The organism is Pseudomonas sp. PDNC002 (assembly GCF_016919445.1).
Lineage (GTDB): Bacteria > Pseudomonadota > Gammaproteobacteria > Pseudomonadales > Pseudomonadaceae > Pseudomonas.
Window position 1 is genome coordinate 615,422 of the sequence record NZ_CP070356.1, and the last position, 19,605, is coordinate 635,026.

The 19,605-nt window shown below is 63.7% G+C and carries 16 protein-coding genes; 9 read left to right on the forward strand and 7 right to left on the reverse strand.

The genetic code is table 11. The features are described 5' to 3' along the window. Window positions 1–118: 118 nt before the first annotated feature. Window positions 119–1,939 carry a translational GTPase TypA gene (gene typA / locus JVX91_RS02840; RefSeq protein WP_205337936.1) on the reverse strand — a complete coding sequence of 607 codons (1,821 nt, stop codon included), beginning with the start codon at window positions 1,937–1,939 and terminating at the stop codon, window positions 119–121. Window positions 1,940–2,107: 168 nt separating this feature from the next. After that, complete coding sequence (thiI, locus tag JVX91_RS02845) at window positions 2,108–3,562, reverse strand: tRNA uracil 4-sulfurtransferase ThiI (RefSeq protein ID WP_205337937.1); 1,455 nt, start codon at window positions 3,560–3,562, stop codon at window positions 2,108–2,110. A 331-nt stretch (window positions 3,563–3,893) separates the two neighbouring features. Here thiI and glnA point away from each other — a divergent pair, with 331 nt between their 5' ends. After that, window positions 3,894–5,303 (forward strand): glutamate--ammonia ligase, encoded by a 1,410-nt coding sequence (glnA, locus tag JVX91_RS02850; protein ID WP_045215805.1) that lies wholly within the window; start codon window positions 3,894–3,896, stop codon window positions 5,301–5,303. Window positions 5,304–5,506: 203 nt separating this feature from the next. On the opposite strand, the gene JVX91_RS02855 is transcribed toward glnA, so the two are convergent. Further along, window positions 5,507–7,675, reverse strand: coding sequence for a mechanosensitive ion channel domain-containing protein (locus JVX91_RS02855; RefSeq protein ID WP_240201748.1), 2,169 nt, complete (start codon window positions 7,673–7,675; stop codon window positions 5,507–5,509). Window positions 7,676–7,908: 233 nt separating this feature from the next. On the opposite strand from JVX91_RS02855, the gene JVX91_RS02860 reads away from it, so the two are divergent. From JVX91_RS02860 to ntrC, 4 genes are all read left to right on the forward strand, one after another. After that, on the forward strand, window positions 7,909–8,457 hold the full coding sequence (locus JVX91_RS02860; protein WP_205337939.1) for a DUF4124 domain-containing protein: 549 nt from the start codon (window positions 7,909–7,911) through the stop codon (window positions 8,455–8,457). 2 nt (window positions 8,458–8,459) lie between these two features. Next, the gene (locus tag JVX91_RS02865; RefSeq protein WP_205337940.1) at window positions 8,460–9,029 is read left to right on the forward strand and encodes a DUF4124 domain-containing protein; all 570 of its coding nucleotides are present in this window, start codon (window positions 8,460–8,462) and stop codon (window positions 9,027–9,029) included. A 207-nt stretch (window positions 9,030–9,236) separates the two neighbouring features. Next, entirely contained in the window at window positions 9,237–10,313 is a 1,077-nt protein-coding gene (gene glnL, locus JVX91_RS02870) for a nitrogen regulation protein NR(II) (RefSeq protein ID WP_205337941.1), read from the forward strand. A 2-nt stretch (window positions 10,314–10,315) separates the two neighbouring features. After that, complete coding sequence (gene ntrC / locus JVX91_RS02875; RefSeq protein WP_205337942.1) at window positions 10,316–11,746, forward strand: two-component system response regulator NtrC; 1,431 nt, start codon at window positions 10,316–10,318, stop codon at window positions 11,744–11,746. Window positions 11,747–12,318: 572 nt separating this feature from the next. Here the strand turns inward: ntrC and trmL are convergent. Continuing rightward, on the reverse strand, window positions 12,319–12,780 hold the full coding sequence (gene trmL / locus JVX91_RS02880) for a tRNA (uridine(34)/cytosine(34)/5-carboxymethylaminomethyluridine(34)-2'-O)-methyltransferase TrmL (RefSeq protein WP_205337943.1): 462 nt from the start codon (window positions 12,778–12,780) through the stop codon (window positions 12,319–12,321). On the opposite strand from trmL, the gene JVX91_RS02885 reads away from it, so the two are divergent. Beyond that, window positions 12,779–13,231 carry a hypothetical protein gene (locus JVX91_RS02885; RefSeq protein WP_205337944.1) on the forward strand — a complete coding sequence of 151 codons (453 nt, stop codon included), beginning with the start codon at window positions 12,779–12,781 and terminating at the stop codon, window positions 13,229–13,231. The two genes, trmL and JVX91_RS02885, sit on opposite strands and share 2 nt — an antisense overlap. A 711-nt stretch (window positions 13,232–13,942) precedes the next feature. Here the strand turns inward: JVX91_RS02885 and secB are convergent. From secB to JVX91_RS02900, 3 genes are read right to left on the reverse strand one after another with little or no spacing between them, the layout of a single operon-like run. Then, window positions 13,943–14,425 carry a protein-export chaperone SecB gene (gene secB, locus JVX91_RS02890; protein WP_205337945.1) on the reverse strand — a complete coding sequence of 161 codons (483 nt, stop codon included), beginning with the start codon at window positions 14,423–14,425 and terminating at the stop codon, window positions 13,943–13,945. Between the two features lie 37 nt (window positions 14,426–14,462). Beyond that, a complete protein-coding gene (grxC, locus tag JVX91_RS02895) occupies window positions 14,463–14,717 on the reverse strand; it encodes a glutaredoxin 3 (protein WP_205337946.1) in 255 nt (84 codons plus the stop codon). 1 nt (window position 14,718) lies between these two features. Further along, entirely contained in the window at window positions 14,719–15,141 is a 423-nt protein-coding gene (locus JVX91_RS02900) for a rhodanese-like domain-containing protein (protein WP_205337947.1), read from the reverse strand. 146 nt (window positions 15,142–15,287) lie between these two features. On the opposite strand from JVX91_RS02900, the gene gpmI reads away from it, so the two are divergent. The 3 genes from gpmI to JVX91_RS02915 all read left to right on the forward strand — a co-directional run bounded on the left by gpmI (window position 15,288) and on the right by JVX91_RS02915 (window position 19,604). Then, window positions 15,288–16,823, forward strand: coding sequence for a 2,3-bisphosphoglycerate-independent phosphoglycerate mutase (gpmI, locus tag JVX91_RS02905; RefSeq protein ID WP_205337948.1), 1,536 nt, complete (start codon window positions 15,288–15,290; stop codon window positions 16,821–16,823). A 150-nt stretch (window positions 16,824–16,973) separates the two neighbouring features. Then, window positions 16,974–18,266, forward strand: coding sequence for a murein hydrolase activator EnvC (locus JVX91_RS02910; protein WP_205337949.1), 1,293 nt, complete (start codon window positions 16,974–16,976; stop codon window positions 18,264–18,266). 27 nt (window positions 18,267–18,293) lie between these two features. Continuing rightward, window positions 18,294–19,604, forward strand: coding sequence for a S41 family peptidase (locus JVX91_RS02915; protein ID WP_205337950.1), 1,311 nt, complete (start codon window positions 18,294–18,296; stop codon window positions 19,602–19,604). The last annotated feature ends 1 nt before the right edge of the window (window position 19,605 follow it).

Consider the following 19,605-nt stretch of genomic DNA (forward strand, 5'->3'; position numbering starts at 1 on the left):
CACGCGTACGAAATATCTGACGAAAAAATAAGCAGACCAGACACAACCTGCCGCCTTCCTGGCTTCAAAAAACGAAAAAGCCGGGCAAATGCCCGGCTTTTCCTTGCTACCAGTCGAATCAGACCTTGGCGCGTTCGTAGCGCTTGCGGTCGTTTTCGTTCAGCAGCTTCTTACGCAGACGGATCGACTTCGGCGTCACTTCCACCAGCTCGTCATCGGCGATGAATTCCAGCGCCTGCTCCAGGGTGAAGCGGATCGGCGGAACCAGGGCGATGACTTCGTCTTTACCCGAAGCACGCATGTTGTCGAGCTTCTTGCCTTTGGTGGGGTTGATCACCAGATCGTTGTCGCGGCTGTTGATGCCGGCCAGCTGGCCTTCGTAGATCTCGTCGCCTGGGCCGAGGAACAGCTTGCCGCGGCTCTGCAGGGTTTCCAGCGAGTAGGTCAGCGCGGTGCCGGTGGCCATGGACACCAGTACGCCGTTCTGACGGTTGGTCACTTCGCCGGCCTTGATCGCGCCGTAGTGGCTGAAGGTCGAGGTCAGGATGCCGGTGCCCGAGGTCAGGGTCAGGAAGTTGTTACGGAAGCCGATCAGGCCACGCGCCGGGATGGTGTATTCCAGGCGCACGCGGCCCTTGCCGTCGGGGATCATGTTGGTCAGATCGCCCTTGCGCAGGCCCATCTGCTCCATCACCGAGCCCTGGTTCTGCTCTTCGATGTCGATGGTGACGTTTTCGTACGGCTCTTGCTTCTCGCCATCAGCGGTTTCGATGATCACCACTTCCGGACGGCCGACGGCCATCTCGAAGCCTTCACGGCGCATGGTTTCGATCAGAACCGAGAGGTGCAGTTCGCCACGGCCGGAAACCTTGAACTTCTCCGGGCTGTCGCCTTGCTCGACGCGCAGGGCCACGTTGTGCAGCAGTTCCTTGTCCAGACGCTCCTTGATGTTGCGGCTGGTGACGAACTTGCCTTCCTTGCCGGCGAACGGCGAGTCGTTGACCTGGAAGGTCATGCTCACGGTCGGCTGGTCGACGGTCAGCGGCGGGCGGGCTTCGACGTTCTGCGGGTCGCACAGGGTGTCGGAGATGAACAGCTCGTCCATGCCCGAGACGCAGACGATGTCGCCGGCTTCGGCTTCGGCGACTTCAACGCGCTGCAGACCGGAGTGCCCCATGATCTTCAGGATGCGGCCGTTGCGCTTGGTGCCGTCGTCGCTGATGGCCACGACCGGGGTGTTGGTCTTGACCTTGCCGCGAGCGATACGGCCGATGCCGATCACACCGAGGAAGCTGTTGTAGTCCAGCTGCGAAATCTGCATCTGGAACGGGCCGTCGACGTCGACTTTCGGCGACGGGACGTGGTCGATGATCGCCTGGAACAGCGCGTCCATGTTGTCGTCCATCTTCTCGTGGTCCATGCCGGCGATGCCGTTCAGGGCACTGGCGTAGACGATCGGGAAGTCGAGCTGCTCGTCGGTGGCGCCGAGGTTGTCGAACAGGTCGAAGATCTGGTCGATGACCCAGTCAGGACGCGCGCCCGGACGGTCGATCTTGTTTACCACGACGATCGGACGCAGGCCGGCCTTGAACGCCTTCTGGGTCACGAAACGGGTCTGCGGCATGGGGCCGTCCTGGGCGTCGACCACCAGCAGTACGGAGTCAACCATCGACATTACGCGCTCAACTTCGCCACCGAAGTCGGCGTGGCCGGGGGTGTCGACGATGTTGATGCTGTAGTCGTTCCACTTCAGCGCGGTGTTCTTCGCCAGAATGGTGATGCCACGCTCTTTTTCCTGGTCGTTGGAGTCCATCACGCGCTCGTTTTCCGCTTCTTTGCGGTCGAGGGTGCCGGACAGGCGCAGGAGCTTGTCTACGAGGGTGGTCTTGCCATGGTCGACGTGGGCGATGATGGCGATATTGCGCAGTTTTTCGATCACAGTGTCAGTCTCGATAGTGAATCTTCGGCTGCCTCATGGCAGCGGGGGCCGGGCCGTGGCGCGGCGGTACAAAAGGTCTGGGCGTTAGCCTACGCACCGAATGTGTCGGGAGGTCGGTGGCGGATACTGCCGCCGAACAGTCCGGGCTGGCGGCGTTGGTCCGCGCCTTTATTGCGGACGGTAAACACGCACATTGGTGTGCCCTTCGTTGACCAGGTGGTGGGCGTGCAGGCGACTCATCACGCCCTTGTCGCAATACAGAAGGTACTGGCGGTTGGGGTCCAGTTCCTTGAACTTGCTGTTGATCGCGTAGAACGGCATCGGCAGCACTTCGATGCCATCGATGGCCAGCGGTTCATCTTCCTGGGCATCCGGGTGACGGATGTCGACGACGATCTGGCCGGCCAGCACTTCGTCGACCATTTCCACCGCCAGGTCCTTGCCCAGTTCGTCGATCACGCGGTCGACGGTCATCTGGGTGGAGCGCTCCAGGGCGCGGTCGAGCACGGCCATGTCGAACTTGGTTTCTTCGTAATCGACGCGGTGCGGCTTGGCCTGGGTGGTCGGGTTCACCGAGATCACGCCGCAGTACTCGGGCATGTGCTTGGCGAACTCGGCGGTGCCGATCTTGGTCGCGGTGTCGATGATGTCCTGCTTGTGGCTGACGATCAGCGGGCGCAGGACCAGGGTGTCGGTCACCCGGTCGATCACCGAGAGGTTCGGCAGGGTCTGGCTGGACACCTGGGAAATCGCCTCGCCGGTCACCAGCGCGTCGATCTCCAGGCGCTCGGCCACGCGGCTGGCGGCGCGCAACATCATGCGCTTCAAGGTCACGCCCATGTAGCTGTCGTCGACCTTGGTGAGAATCTCGCCGACCACTTCCTCGAAGGGCACGCTGACGAACAGCACGCGCTGGGAGCTGCCGTACTTCTTCCACAGGTAGTGCGCGACTTCCATCACGCCCAGTTCGTGGGCGCGGCCGCCGAGGTTGAAGAACACGAAGTGGCTGATCATGCCGCGGCGCATCATCTGGTAGGCCGCCACGGTGGAGTCGAAGCCACCGGACATCAGCACCAGCACCTGCTCCAGCGCACCCAGTGGGTAACCGCCGAGGCCGTCGTGCTGGGCGTGGATCACGTAGAGGCGGTCGTGGCGGATTTCCACGCGCACTTCCACTTCCGGGTTTTTCAGCGAGACACCCGCCGCGCCGCAATGCTGGCGCAGGCCGCCACCGACGTAGCGCTCCACATCAATGGAAGTGAACGGATGCTTGCCGGCACGCTTGCAGCGCATGGAGAAGATCTTGCCCGGCAGCTTGTCGCCGAAGTGCTGTTTGCACTTCTCGAGGATGTCGTCGAAGTCGCCCAGCGGATACTCGTGCACTTCCAGGAAGTGGCCGATGCCCGGCGTGCAGGTCAGGCGCTCGATCATCTCGCGCAGGGCCTTGGGGTCGGTGACCTTGGTCTCGACCTCGAGGTTGTCCCATTCGCCTTCCACCAGCAGCTCGGGATCGAGGTCACGGAGCACCGTGCGAATGTTCTTCGCCAGCTGCCGGATGAAGCGCTTGCGCACTGGCCGGCTCTTGATGGTGATTTCCTGGAAGACCTTGACGATGAGTTTCATGCGGACCGGGCGATTGCCATGGGACAGAAAAAAAGGGGCGGAATTATATCCGAAATTGCTCAAGACTTGAGCAGATTTCCGACACTTTCTTTTTCGTGCACCAAAATGGACTGACGCACCACGACGAAGCACCGAAACGGTGCACTAATATCGTGCAATTCCTCGTTACGCCTTCGGCGGGCCCTGAAATCAGGGCCTCTGCCCGATTACGGGCACTGGCACGCAACTTGCTCTCTTGTGAGGCAGGTTGCCCTGGCGGAGTATTCCGGCCGGCATCACCCGATACTGGGGCACAGAAAGCTCCCAGCTCTAATCCCTCCTGGAGGACAGCATGTCGTACAAGTCGCAACAACTGATCAAAGATCATGACGTGAAGTGGGTTGACCTGCGCTTCACCGATACCAAAGGCAAGCAGCAGCACGTCACCATGCCCGCCCGCGACGCGCTGGACGACGAGTTCTTCGAAGCCGGCAAGATGTTCGATGGTTCCTCCATCGAAGGCTGGAAGGGCATCGAAGCCTCCGACATGATCCTGCTCCCGGACGACAGCACCGCCGTGCTCGACCCGTTCACCGAAGAGCCGACCCTGATCATCGTTTGCGACATCATCGAGCCGAGCACCATGCAAGGCTACGAGCGCGACCCGCGCAACATCGCCAAGCGCGCCGAGGAATACCTGAAGTCCACCGGTATCGGTGACACCGTATTCGTTGGCCCGGAGCCGGAGTTCTTCATCTTCGACGAAGTGAAGTTCAAGTCCGACATCTCCGGCTCGATGTTCAAGATCTTCTCCGAGCAGGCTTCCTGGAACACCGACGCTGACATCGAGACCGGCAACAAAGGTCACCGTCCGGGCGTCAAAGGCGGCTACTTCCCGGTACCGCCGGTCGACCACGACCACGAAATCCGTACCGCCATGTGCAACGCCATGGAAGAAATGGGCCTGGTCATCGAAGTTCACCACCACGAAGTGGCGACTGCCGGCCAGAACGAAATCGGCGTGAAGTTCAACACCCTGGTTGCCAAGGCTGACGAAGTTCAGACCCTGAAGTACTGCATCCACAACGTCGCCGACGCCTACGGCAAGACCGTGACCTTCATGCCGAAACCGCTGTACGGCGACAACGGCTCGGGCATGCACGTGCACATGTCCATCTCCAAGGATGGCAAGAACACCTTCGCTGGCGAAGGCTATGCCGGCCTGTCCGATACCGCCCTGTACTTCATCGGCGGCATCATCAAGCACGGCAAGGCCCTGAACGGCTTCACCAACCCGGCCACCAACTCCTACAAGCGTCTGGTTCCGGGCTTCGAAGCCCCGGTCATGCTGGCCTACTCGGCCCGTAACCGTTCCGCCTCGATCCGTATCCCGTACGTTTCCAGCCCGAAAGCCCGCCGCATCGAAGCGCGCTTCCCGGACCCGGCTGCCAACCCCTACCTGTGCTTCGCCGCACTGCTGATGGCTGGCCTGGACGGCATCCAGAACAAGATTCACCCCGGCGATGCTGCTGACAAGAACCTGTACGACCTGCCGCCGGAAGAGGCGAAGGAAATCCCGCAGGTTTGCGGCAGCCTGAAAGAGGCGCTGGAAGAACTCGACAAGGGCCGTGCGTTCCTGACCAAGGGCGGCGTGTTCACCGACGAGTTCATCGATGCCTACATCGAGCTGAAGTCGGAAGAAGAAATCAAGGTGCGCACCTTCGTGCACCCGCTGGAATACGACCTGTACTACAGCGTCTGATCCACGAATACCTATAAATAGCTTCAGTATTAAGGCCTCCTTCGGGAGGCCTTTTTTATGGGCTCAGCAACAACGGTAGTGCCGCTCCTGCAGGTGGGTGCGGGCGTCACTGCTGGAGCGAACCTGCTCGCGAACGGATGTTCCATCGACTCCGGTGGCAGACGGTTCGCGAGCAAGCTCGTCCCCACAACGTGAGGCCGGGATCAGATCCCGCCGTCTGCCGGTACGCCTTGCTCCTCGTCATCTTCACGACGCGACTTGCGCATGCGCGAGAGCTGCACGTTGAGACGTGGCATGGACAACTCCAGGCCGGCCTTGTCGAGCTTCTGGCGCAGACGCAGGTTGAAGGCGCGCTGCACTTCCCATTGGCGAATCGGCGCGGTCTTGAAGCGGAAACGCAGGATCGCCTGGCCAGCGTCGAAGCTCTCGATGCCCTGGATTTCCAGGGGCGACCAGATGGCGCGGTTGATCGTGCGGTCGTTGCGCAACTCGCCGGAAACCTCCTTGACCAGCGCCAGGGCGTCGTCGATCGGCATGCTCGCCGGTACCGGCCAGCGGAACATGGCGTAGCCGAACTGCCGCGAGTAGTTCTTGATGCTTTTGATCTCACTGAACGGAATGGTGTGCACCACGCCGTCCAGGTCGCGCAGGCGCACGGTGCGGATGGTCAGGCCCTCCACCGTACCGAGGTGGCCACCTACGTCGACGTAGTCGTCGATGGACAGCGAGTCCTCGATGATGATGAACAGGCCGGTGATCAGGTCCGCCACCAGCGACTGGGCGCCGAAACCGATGGCCAGACCGATCACGCCAGCACCGGCGAGCAGCGGCGTGACGTTCATGCCCATGTTGGCCAGCGCGACGATCAGCGCGATCACCGCGATGGTCACGAACAGCACGTTGCGGATCAGCGGCAGCATGGTCAGCGCGCGGGCGTTGGCGCTCTTCTTGCCGCCCAGGCCGAGGCTGTGCTGTACGGCGGTGTCGGTGAGGATCCAGACCAGCCAGGCGACCAGCAGAGTGGTGCCGAAGCTGAAGAGTTTGAGGCTGATCTGCGAGCCATCGCCCTCGGCGAAGCGGATCAGCGACATACCCCAGACGCGCAGGCCGACTTCGAGAAAGAACAGCAGACTCACGAGGTGCAACAGGGTATAGCCGAAGCTCTGCAGTTGCTCGACGTACGGTGCATGGCGGCGCGCGCCGCGTCTCGCCGAGCGCAGATGGGCGCGGCGGATCAGGCCGTTGGCAGTCATCGCCACCACCGCCACGGCAGCACAGACCAGGGCGCGACGCAGGGCGTAGCTACTGTCGCCGGCCGTGACGATAGTGGCGAACAGCGAGATGCCGACCAGCACCAGTACCGGCAGGAACCAGATCGAGCCGATCAGCTCGACCAGCTCACTCAGGCCCCGGCGCTTGAGGCGACGCTCCAGCGGCTGGTTGCGGATCAGGTGGCCGATAGGCCGCCGGAACTGCAGGACGAACAACGCGGTGAGCAGCGCTGCGCAGATGTTGGCCATGGAGCCGACGAACAGCGAGATGTTCTGTCCCAGGCTTTCGATGACACGCGGGTCATGCATCACCTCGCCCAACGCTGCCAGGCTGCCAATCAGCCACAGCGGGCGGAAAGCACGGCGGCGCAGGATATCCAGCGCGCGCATGCGATGCGGGCCACTGAGCAGAGACAGGCAGATCACGCACAGTGCGGAGAACAGCGTGCCGCACACCAGGGTGTAAGCGATCACCATCGCCACCAGCTTGCCCAGCGAACTGGGCAGCACAACGGACAGGTAAACGGTGATCAGGAAGGCGACCAGCCAGGGGCCAAGCTTGCGCAGGGCGAACAGCAGAAGGTCGCGGGTCTTGGGATGCTGCGGCAGCTCGTCTTCGAGGCCGAAGCGCTTGCGCATGCGTCCGGCGACCCAGCGCAGGCCAATAGCGACGCAGGCCCAGACAAGAATTACCAGCGCAAAATCGAGGATCATCCCCGGCCACTCAGCCAGCGACGGCGTGCGGGCCTCCAGCTCGTAACCAGCCCCCTGGAACAGCTCGGACCAGCGCACCAGCGGGCTGTTGGCGCCCTCGAACTGCTTCTCCAGGCTGCCCAGGGTATCGCCGATCAGGCCAAGCACCCCGCCCTGTTCCTCCGAGCTTTTCTGGGTCGCATCACGCAGTTGCTTGAGCTTCTTCAGAAGGTCGGCGCGCTGCTGGTCGTTCTCCAGGGTCTTGATCACCTGGTTCAGCGACTGCTCCAACTGGGCATCGCTGACCTTCGCGTCACTGCTACCCGTCACCCCGGCCAGCGGCCCGGGAAGTGCCGCCAGCGCCGGTCCGGCCAGGCACAAGCCCAGGCCCAGACAACACAGCAGCAGCCACTGACGAAGCAGGTAACGAATCGGAATCACAGGCACACTCCGGAATGGAAGAAGGAACACTCGTCCGCAATCATACAGACGCCAGCGCCTGGCTCGGACCGACGATCAGCCCGAAAGGTCCCCCGGCGAGCAGCAGCGCACAACGTGCGCAGCGCTACTGAAAGACAATAGGCAACTTGCCAGCCGCCGTCGGCAGTGCAAGGCTTGCCACGACCATCCGGAGATTGCCCATGCGCCTGATCCTCACCGCCCTGCTGCTCGCCGCCGCATTGCCAGCCAGCGCGCAGATCTACAAGTACACCGACGCCAACGGCAAGACGGTGTTCACCAATCAGCCGCCCACCAATGTCGGCGCCCAACCGGTGCAACTGCCGCCGACCAACACCGTGGGCACCCAGGTACCGGCCGCGGCGCCGCCTACCAGCGGTACGCAGGACCAGACAGCCCGCGCCTATTCGATCCTCGCGCTGAGCAACCTGCCCAACGACGAAGCACTGCGCATCAACAACGGCAACGTCCAGGTCGACGTGGTGGTGCAGCCCGGGCTGAAACCGGACCACCTGCTGCAACTGGTTCTCGACGGCAAGCCCTACGGCACACCGGCGCGGGACACCAGCATCGCCATGCAGAACCTCGATCGCGGCGAGCACACCCTTGCCGTACAGGTGCTGCAAGGCAGCCATGTCGTGCAAAGCAGTGCGCCAGTGAGCTTCACCCTGCAACGCATCAGCACCAACAGCCCGGCGCGGCCGAAAGTGCAACCCAGGACGGGCGGCTAAGCATGCGCCACCTGGTGATTTTCCTGTTGTCGGCGCTGTGCTGCCTGTCGGCCAGCGCCGAGGTCTACACCTACATCGACAAGGACGGCAACCGCGTCTTCACCGACCAGCCGCCGCGCGGCAACGCGCAGAAACTCGAACTGACACCGCGCAACGCGATGCCGGGCTCGCCCAACGGCGTGCGCATGCCGCCACCGCTCTACGCGCCTGCCACGCCGGCGCTGCCGCCCGGTCCGCCCGCTTACCAGTTGCTGCGCATCATCGTGCCGGAGCCCGATGCGACGGTTCGCGCCAACGACGGCGGGCTGATCGTATCCGTCTCCAGCGATCCAAACCTGCTGCCCGGCCACCTGTACCGCCTGCTGCTGGACGGCAAACCGGTGGGCGAACCAGGTCGCAGCCCGGTCTTCCCACTCAGCAACATCGACCGCGGCACCCACCAACTCTCGGTGGAAATCATCGATACCCTGGGCCGGACGCTGGAGCAGACGCCCAATCAGCCCTTCCACATGTTCCGCGTTTCCCTCGGCGACGCCGACGACAGTCACGCCCTCCAAAGCGCCAGCCGCTGACCCCGACGTGCTGGCGGGCACAAATGCACCATATCGGTGCAAGCGCCTGCACCACTTTCTATACTCTCCCCATTTCGGGTCATTCTCCTCCGCCGGATTACCTGCCTGCGCACCGCAAATCAGCGCGAAGCGCCTAATTACGCGTCTTTTCAGGGCCTGGTTTGCTTTTTGCATTTTCCCGCACAGTCTTGGGACATCTCTTACGCCATGCCTACAGAAACCCAGCTCCGCCTGTTGCTCGACAATCTCACCACGGCGGTGATCCTGCTCAATGCCGAGCTGCGCCTGGAGTACATGAACCCGGCGGCGGAAATGCTCCTGGCGGTCAGCGGTCAACGCAGCCACGGGCAGTTCATCAGCGAGCTGTTCACCGAATCACCGGAGGCACTGCAGTCGCTGCGCCAGGCGGTGGAAGAGGCGCATCCCTTCACCAAGCGCGAAGCGACGCTGACCTCGCTGACCGGCCAGACCATCACCGTGGACTACGCGGTGACACCGATCCTCGATCGCCGCGAAACCTTACTGCTGCTGGAAGTCCACCCGCGTGACCGCCTGCTGCGGATCACCAAGGAAGAGGCGCAGCTGTCCAAGCAGGAAACCACCAAGCTGCTGGTGCGCGGCCTGGCCCACGAGATCAAGAACCCGCTGGGTGGTATTCGCGGCGCGGCGCAGCTGCTGTCTCGCGAGCTGCCGGACGAATCGCTCAAGGACTACACCAACGTCATCATCGAGGAAGCCGACCGCCTGCGGAACCTGGTGGACCGCATGCTCGGCTCGAACAAGCTGCCGCAGCTCTCGGTGACCAATGTCCACGAAGTGCTGGAGCGCGTCTGCAGCCTGGTGGAAGCCGAAACCCAGGGCAGCATCCCGCTGGTGCGCGACTACGACCCGAGCATCCCGGACCTGCTGATCGACCGCGAGCAGATGATCCAGGCGGTGCTCAACATCGTCCGCAACGCCATGCAGGCCATCTCCGCACAGAACGAACTCAAGCTGGGGCGCATCACCCTGCGTACCCGCACCCTGCGCCAGTTCACCATCGGCCACACGCGCCATCGCCTGGTGTGCAAGGTGGAGATCATCGACAACGGCCCGGGCATCCCGGCCGAACTGCAGGACACCATCTTCTATCCCATGGTCAGCGGGCGTGCCGACGGCACCGGGCTCGGCCTGGCCATCACCCAGAACATCATCAGCCAGCACCAGGGCTTGATCGAATGCGACAGCCATCCCGGCCACACCGTGTTCAGTCTGTTCCTGCCCCTGGAACAAGGAGTCCATTGACCATGAGCCGCTCTGAGACCGTCTGGATCGTCGATGACGACCGCTCCATCCGCTGGGTTCTGGAAAAGGCCCTGCAGCAGGAAGGCATGACCACGGTCAGCTTCGACAGCGCCGACAGCGTGATGAGCCGCCTGGGCCGGCAGCAACCGGACGTGATCATCTCCGACATCCGCATGCCCGGCGCCAGCGGCCTGGACCTGCTGGCCCAGATCCGCGAACTGCACCCGCGCCTGCCGGTGATCATCATGACCGCGCATTCGGACCTGGACAGCGCGGTGGCTTCCTACCAGGGCGGCGCCTTCGAGTACCTGCCCAAACCGTTCGATGTCGACGAAGCCGTCTCCCTGGTCAAGCGCGCCAACCAGCACGCTCAGGAACAACAGGGCCTGGAAGCGCCGGCCAACCAGACACGCACCCCGGAGATCATCGGCGAGGCGCCGGCGATGCAGGAGGTGTTCCGCGCCATCGGCCGCCTGTCCCACTCCAACATCACCGTGCTGATCAACGGCGAGTCGGGCACCGGCAAGGAACTGGTCGCTCATGCCCTGCACCGCCACAGCCCGCGCGCGGCCTCGCCGTTCATCGCGCTGAACATGGCGGCGATTCCGAAGGACCTGATGGAGTCCGAGCTGTTCGGCCACGAGAAAGGTGCCTTCACCGGCGCGGCCAACCAGCGTCGTGGCCGCTTCGAGCAGGCCGACGGCGGCACGCTGTTCCTCGACGAAATCGGCGACATGCCGGCCGACACACAGACCCGTCTGCTGCGCGTTCTGGCGGATGGCGAGTTCTACCGCGTAGGCGGCCACACGCCGGTGAAAGTGGATGTGCGGATCATTGCCGCCACTCATCAAAATCTGGAAAACCTGGTGCGCGAGGGCAAGTTCCGCGAGGACCTGTTCCATCGCCTGAACGTCATCCGCATCCACATCCCGCGCCTGGCCGACCGCCGCGAAGACATCCCGGCGCTGGCCCGCCACTTCCTCGCCCGCGCCGCGCAAGAGCTGGCGGTGGAACCCAAGCTGCTCAAGCCGGAAACCGAGGACTACCTGAAGAACCTCGGCTGGCCGGGCAACGTGCGCCAGCTGGAAAACACCTGCCGCTGGATCACCGTCATGGCATCCGGCCGCGAAGTGCACATCGACGACCTGCCACCGGAGCTGCTGACCCAGCCGCAGGACAGCCTGCCCGCCGCCAACTGGGAACAGGCGTTGCGCCACTGGGCCGACCAGGCCCTGGGCCGCGGCCAGTCCAGCCTGCTGGATACCGCCGTGCCGGCCTTCGAGCGGATCATGATCGAGACCGCGCTCAAGCACACCGCCGGCCGCCGCCGCGACGCCGCCGTGTTGCTGGGCTGGGGCCGCAATACGCTGACGCGCAAGATCAAGGAACTGGGCATGAAGATCGACGGCCCGGACGAGGACGGCGACGACTGAAGCACTGCACGACAACAGGGGCCGCAAGGCCCCTTTTTCATGCGCTCCCGGAACGTTTCTCCCGGGAATGCCGGGCGCTGGTGGGCTTCGGTGCGCTTGACTGCCCTCACCCCCGCCCTCTCCCAGAGGGAGAGGGAGTTGAGCGTGCCGGCTGGGAGCGCAGCTTCATCCTGTGCCTTTCGATTCCGGGGGAGAGAACCGTTCGTGCCAGCTGGGAGTGCAGCTTCATCCTGTGCCTTTCGGTCCCGGGGAGAGAGCCGTTCGTGCCGGCTGGGAGCGCAGCTTCGCCCCGCGCCGTTCGGTCCCCTCTCCCTCTGGGAGAGGGTTAGGGTGAGGGAACACGGTCACATCCCCGCAATATCCATCCCCAAAACCTGTGGATAACACTGTGCACGGAACGGGGAAGGAACGTGCTACAGCCCAGAGCACGCGCGGTCTGCGGGTTTGCTCGGTTTCTGTGCAGGAATTTGCGGGTTGCCCACATCGGCTGTGCGCCTGCCTGTGGATAAGCTTGGGGCAAGCCGCTGCGCTTCACGGCCCACGCGGGTTTGCGCGGGCCGTACAGAAAACGCTCAATCCATGGCGAAGCCGTGCTGACGCCAGGCTTCATAAACAGTCACTGCGACGGTGTTGGACAGGTTCAAGCTGCGGCAGCCGGGGCGCATCGGCAGGCGAACGCGCTGCTCCGGCGGCAGGGCGTCACGGATCTCCTCCGGCAAGCCACGGCTCTCCGGGCCGAAGAGGAACGCGTCACCGCGCTCGTAGGCCACTTCATGGAACGGCTGCGAGCCCTTGGTGGTGAAGGCGAACAGGCGCGGCTGGCCGAGCTGTTCCAGGCACTCCTCCAGGCTCGCGTAGCGCCGCACGCTGGCGTACTCGTGGTAATCCAGCCCGGCACGGCGCAGGCGCTTGTCATCCAGCTCGAACCCCAGCGGCTCGATCAGGTGCAGGCTGGCGCCCGCATTGGCGCACAGCCTGATAATGTTGCCGGTATTAGGGGGAATTTCCGGTTGAAAAAGGATTACGTGGAACATGCAGCGCTCCGAGCCTGAGAACGGCGGGCATTCTACCCCCGCGCAGGCGCAAATGCGGCCCAGGCCATGGTTGAAGGTGATGGTTTCGCTGTGCGTTCTGGGCCTGCTGGTCGGATTGATGCTCGGCCGCCTGGTGAACCCGCCGCGCGAAGGCCCACCGACGATACTGTCCGTCGAGCCGACGGAAAATGGCCTGGTTGTCACGCTCGACGCCCAGCCGGCCGTGCGCGCCGGCCATCTTGAGGGGGCGCTGGCGGTACAGATCGAGGCCGTCGGCAAGGCGCAGCAAGGTCAGTTTCGGACCGGCGATGCACCGGTGCGCTGGAAGCTGGAACCTGCGGAGAAGGGAATGCAGCTGACGTTGCTGTCGACTCGCCGTCTGCAAGGCGCCTGGGACAGCGCCGAGGTCGAGGGCCGGTGGCGCCTGAGCGTCAGCGCGCGGCCCGAATAAAAGCGGGGTTTTCCCGGCCTGCCTGGTCCGGGGCCCCGAAGCGGGAAGCGAAGCCTCCGGATGGAAGCTCGCAGGCATAAAAGAGGGGTTTACCCGGCCTGCCTGTACCAGGACCCCTAACGGGTGCGAGGAGCGCCTGGGCGCGCCTGCGGCATAAAAGGGGGGCTTACCCGGCCTGCCTGTACCAGGACCCCCGAACCGGTTGCGACGACCGCTGCTTCGAACGGCTCGCTCGCGAGGTGTAAAAGAGGGGTTCCCCAGCCTGCCTGTACCGAGGCCCCTGAAATCGCTGTTACCAGGGGCATTGCAGAGGGCGTGCCAAGATCAGCCCGGGGCCGTCCACACGGAGTCGGGCAAGGCCCAGAGAATCTCTACAGACCTTGCAGTACGCAGCTTTCAGCGATATTCAGTCGGCGCATCAGAGGCACTGAGGCCCCCATTCCCCGGCCATTTCGCAGCTTGCCGAGGGCCGCCCAGCCTGCGCCCTGCTAGTGCGCACGCACCAAACTTGAACGTCTGCACACCGATCTTCCCCTGCGAAGAGCCGCACCGCTTACCCACAGCACTCCTGAGTAAACAGCGGAACCGTCTGTGGATAACGACGCGAAACCAGGCGGGCATGGCTCGCTCGAAACTGTTCAAATTTCGACCAGAAAGAATCGCAGGCAAAGAAAAAGGCGCCCGAAGGCGCCTTTTTTCCAACCGCCGCGATCACTGGACCGACGGAATCTCGCCGGAAGACTGCATGCGGGCGATTTCCTGCGCGTACAGCGCATCGAAGTTCACCGGCGACAGCATCAGCGCCGGGAACGAGCCGCGAACGACCAGGCTGTCCAGGGTTTCGCGCGCGTAGGGGAAGAGGATATTCGGGCAGAACGCGCCCAGGGTGTGGCTCATGCTGGAAGCGTCCAGGCCCTTGATCAGGAAGATACCGGCCTGCTGCACTTCAGCGATGAAAGCGGTTTCGGTGCCGTTCTTCACGGTGACCGATACGGTCAGGACCACCTCGTGGAAGTCGCCATCGAGCTGCTTCTGACGGGTATTGAGGTCCATGGAAATGTTCGGCTGCCACTCCTGGCGGAAGATTTCCGGGGCCTTGGGCGCCTCGAAGGAGAGGTCACGCACATAGATGCGCTGCAGCGAGAATTGCGGGTTGTTGTCTTGTTCGGCTGCGCCGGTGGCTTGTTCAGTCATTTTGGAACCTTCTTGTGCATCGTTTCAGAATGAGGGATCACGCCGTGAGCAGCGTATCCAGCTTGCCCGCGCGTTCCAGCGCGTAAAGATCATCGCAGCCGCCGACATGGGTTCCATCGATCCAGATCTGCGGCACCGAGGTACGGCCGGCCTTGTGGGCCATTTCAGCGCGGACGCCAGGTTTGCCGTCCACCGAGATTTCCTCATAGGCGACACCCTTCTTGTCCAGCAGGGCCTTGGCGCGGATGCAATAAGGGCACCACGCGCTGGTGTAGATCAAGATCGACGGCATCTCACTTCACCAGGGGCAGGTTGTCGCCACGCCAGCTGCCGATACCACCGGAGAGCTTGGCGGCGGTAAAGCCGGCTTTCTGCAGCACGCTGCACCAGGTACCGGAGTGCTGGCCCATGCCGTCGACCACGATGATGGTCTTGGCCTTGTGCTTTTCCAGCTCGGCGAGGCGGGCGTTCAGTTTGTCCGCCGGGATGTTCAGCGCGTCGACGATATGGCCGGCGGAGAACTCCTTGGTCGGGCGGATATCCAGCACCACCGCCTGATCGGCGTTGACCATGGCGGTCAGCTCGCGGGTGGACAGCGCACGGCCGCCCTTGCGCATTTCATGCAGGGCCAGCAGGACCAGCAGGACGACCAGTGCCCCCACCAGCAGGTAGTGGTTGGTGGCGAATTCGATCAGACGCGGAATAAACGAAGGCATGGCACAGGACATCCAGACGTAAAAATGCCGGCCAGTATACACGCGCGTATCTGACGGCTGAACCCTACGGATCATGGCGTCTGTCGGCACCAAAAGGTAAAATGTGTGTCCTTTTCTGACCCCTATTCTCGGAAAGAGCCGTACCTATGACTGCAACGCCCAAACCGCTGGTCCTGATCATTCTGGACGGCTTCGGCCATAGCGATAGCCCCGAATTCAACGCCATCTATGCCGCGAAGAAGCCCAACTGGGACCGTCTGCTGGCCAGCCAGCCCAACGGCTTGATCTCCGGCTCCGGCATGGATGTCGGCCTGCCCGATGGCCAGATGGGCAACTCCGAGGTCGGCCACATGAACCTGGGCGCGGGTCGTGTCGTCTACCAGGACTTCACCCGCGTGACCAAAGCGATCCGCGACGGCGACTTCTTCCAGAACCCGGTGCTGACCGGCGCTGTGGACAAGGCCGCAGGCGCCGGCAAGGCCGTGCACATCCTCGGCCTGCTCTCCGACGGCGGGGTACACAGCCACCAGGACCACCTGATCGCCATGGCCGAACTGGCCGCCCAGCGCGGCGCAGAGAAAATCTACCTGCACGCCTTCCTCGACGGCCGCGACACGCCGCCCAAGAGCGCCGAGCCGTCGCTCAAGCTACTGGACGACGCCTTCGCCCGCATCGGCAAGGGCCGCACCGCCAGCATCATTGGCCGCTACTTCGCCATGGACCGCGACAACCGCTGGGACCGCGTCGAAGCCGCCTACAACCTGATCACCGACGGCACCGCCGAGTACGCCGCCGACACCGCCGTGGCTGCGCTGAATGCCGCCTACGAACGCGGTGAGAGCGACGAATTCGTCAAGGCCACCCGTATCGGCGAGCAGGTACGCGTGGAAGACGGCGACGCCGTGGTCTTCATGAACTTCCGCGCCGACCGCGCCCGCGAGCTGTCGCGTGCCTTCGTCGAGCCGGGCTTCAAGGAATTCCCGCGCCAGCGCGAGCTGCACCTGGCCGAGTACGTGATGCTGACCCAGTACGCGGCGAGCATCCCGGCACCCAGCGCGTTCAAGCCCGAATCCCTGGACAACGTCCTGGGCGAATACCTGGCGAAGAATGGCAAGACCCAGCTGCGCATTGCCGAGACCGAGAAGTACGCCCACGTGACCTTCTTCTTCTCCGGCGGCCGCGAAGAGCCCTTCGAAGGCGAAGAGCGCATCCTCATTCCGTCGCCCAAGGTCGCCACCTATGACCTGCAGCCGGAAATGAGCGCGCCGGAAGTCACCGACAAGATCGTCGACGCCATCGAGAACCAGCGTTTCGACGTGATCATCGTCAACTACGCCAACGGCGACATGGTCGGCCACACCGGGGTGTTCGAGGCCGCGGTGAAAGCCGTCGAGTGCCTGGATACCTGCGTTGGTCGGATAGTCGAGGCACTGGACAAGGTCGGTGGCGAAGCCCTGATCACCGCTGACCACGGCAACGTCGAGCAGATGGAAGACGCCATGACCGGCCAGGCGCACACCGCGCATACCTGTGAGCCGGTACCGTTCGTCTATGTCGGCAAGCGCAAACTGAACATCCGCGAGGGTGGCGTGCTGGCCGACGTGGCTCCGACCCTGCTGAATCTGATGGGTCTGGAACAGCCCAAAGAGATGACCGGCAAATCCATCGTGACCCTGCTGTAAGGCGACGCCCTTCGGCAAACGAGTGTGCGGGATCGTGACCTGGCTCCCGCCGGCCAGAGGAAACGCCCCGAGCCATGCGGCTCGGGGCGTTTTTTTTAGTGGCCGCCACGGGCATACTAGGCCGTCCGAACTTCAGGTTCCCGCCGCCCAATGCCTCGCGCCCTCCTCCCGCTGCTGCTGATCTGCCTCCTGGGCCCGCTCTCGGCCGTCGCCGACGAACGTGCCGACACCCAGCGACAGCTGGAGCAGACGCAGAAAGACATCAATGAGCTGAAGAAGAATCTGCAGAACATCCAGGACGAAAAGTCCGGGGTGCAGAAGCAGCTCAAGTCCACCGAAACCCAGATGGGCGACCTGGAAAAGCAGATCAAGCAGATCCAGGACGAGATGAAGAAGAACGAGGAAGAGCTCCAGCGCCTCGATTCGGAGAAAAAAAAACTCCAGGGCGCGCGCCTTGAGCAACAGCGCCTGATCGCCATCCAGGCCCGCGCTGCCTACCAGAGCGGCCGCGAGGAGTACCTCAAGCTCCTGTTGAACCAGGAGCATCCCGAGAAATTCAGCCGCACCCTCACCTACTACGACTACATCAACAAGGCGCGCCTGGAGCAGCTCTCCGCGTTCAACGAAACGCTGCGCCAGTTAAGCAATGTCGAGCAGGAAATCACCTCGCAGAAGGATGAGCAGGTCGCCCAGCAGAGCGCGCTCGAAGGCCGTCGCCAGGAACTGGCCGACGCCCGCAAGGCGCGCCAGGAAACCCTGGCCAAGCTCAACAGCGACCTGAAGGACAGCAGCAGCAAGCTCAAGAACCGCGAGCAGAGCCAGGAAGACCTGAACAAGGTCCTCAAGACCATCGAGGAAACCCTCGCTCGCCAGGCCCGCGAAGCCGAGGAAGCGCGCCAGCGTGCCTTGGCCGCCGAGCGCGAGCGAGTGAAACGCGAGCGCGAACTGGCAGAGCGCGGCGAAAAACCAGACACCCCCGCCAAGCCTCGCACTGACTACAGCGGTCCGCTGGTCTCCAGCGGCACGGGCTTCGGCGGTGCGTTCGGTGCCGCCAAGGGCAAGCTGCCCTGGCCGGTGGATGGCCGCGTGCTGGCGCGCTTCGGCAGCCCGCGCGGCGACGATCCCCGCGCTACCTGGGACGGCGTGCTGATCGGTGCCTCCGCTGGCAGCACGGTGCGTGCCGTGCACGGCGGCCGTGTGGTGTTCGCCGACTGGCTGCGCGGCGCCGGCCTACTGGTCATTCTCGACCACGGTGGTGGCTACCTCAGCCTTTATGGGCATAATCAAAGTCTTCTGAAGGACGCCGGCGATACCGTCAAAGCGGGCGATCCCATTGCAACCGTGGGAGCCAGCGGGGGTCAGAGTACTCCAGCGGTGTATTTTGCCATCCGCCATCAGGGCCGCCCGGCGGACCCTTCGACCTGGTGTCGCACGCAGGGATAAGCGGCGAACACGCATTAGGAGCCAAACATGTCGCAAGCTTTCCGTCTCACCACCCTGGCCTTGGCCCTGCTGCTCGGCGCCGGTGCGGTACAAGCCGCCGACGCCCCGGCTGCGGCCCCCGCGGCCAACGGCAAGGAGGCTCCGCTGCCGCTCGATGAGCTGCGCACCTTCGCCGAGGTGCTCGACCGGGTGAAAGCCGCCTACGTCGAGCCGGTGGACGACAAGACGCTGCTGGAGAACGCCATCAAGGGCATGCTCAGCAACCTCGATCCGCACTCGGCCTATCTCGGCCCGGAAGAGTTCGCCGAGCTGCAGGAAAGCACCAGCGGCGAGTTCGGCGGCCTGGGCATCGAGGTCGGCAGCGAGGATGGCTTCGTCAAGGTGATTTCGCCGATCGACGACACCCCCGCGGCCAACGCCGGCATCCAGCCGGGCGACCTGATCGTCAAGATCGACGGCAAGCCCACCAAGGGCCAGTCGATGAACGAAGCGGTGGACAGCATGCGCGGCAAGGCCGGCTCGCCGATCACCCTGACCATCGTGCGCGGCGGCGGCAAGCCGTTCGACGTCACCCTCAAGCGCGCCATCATCAAGGTGAAGAGCGTGAAGAGCCAGATGCTCGAACCGGGCTATGGCTACCTGCGCATCACTCAGTTCCAGGTCAACACCGGCGAGGAAACCGTCAAGGCGCTGGCCAAGCTGCGCAATGACAACAAGGGCAAGCTCAAGGGCCTGGTGCTGGACCTGCGCAACAACCCCGGCGGCGTGCTGCAGTCGGCGGTGGAAGTGGCCGACGCCTTCCTCACCAAGGGGCTGATCGTCTACACCAAGGGGCGCATCCCGAACTCCGAGCTGCGCTTCTCCGCCGATCCGGCAGACCCGAGCGACGGCGTCCCACTGGTGGTACTGATCAACGGTGGCAGCGCCTCGGCAGCGGAAATCGTCGCCGGCGCCCTGCAGGACCAGAAGCGCGCGATCCTCATGGGCACCGACAGCTTCGGCAAAGGCTCGGTACAGACCGTGCTGCCGCTGAACAACGACCGCGCCCTGAAGCTCACCACCGCGCTGTACTACACCCCCAACGGCCGCTCGATCCAGGCCCAGGGCATCACGCCGGACATCGAGGTGGAACGCGCCAAGGTAACCCGCGAGCAGAGCGAGTTCGACGGCTTCAAGGAAGCCGACCTGCAGGGCCACCTGGCCAATGGCAACGGTGGCAAGGACCGTCCGACCACGTCCGGCAAGCCTCCGGTGGATCGCCCGCAGGATGGCGACTACCAGCTCAGCCAAGCCCTCAGCCTGCTGAAAGGACTCAGCGTCAGCCGCGGCAACAACTGAC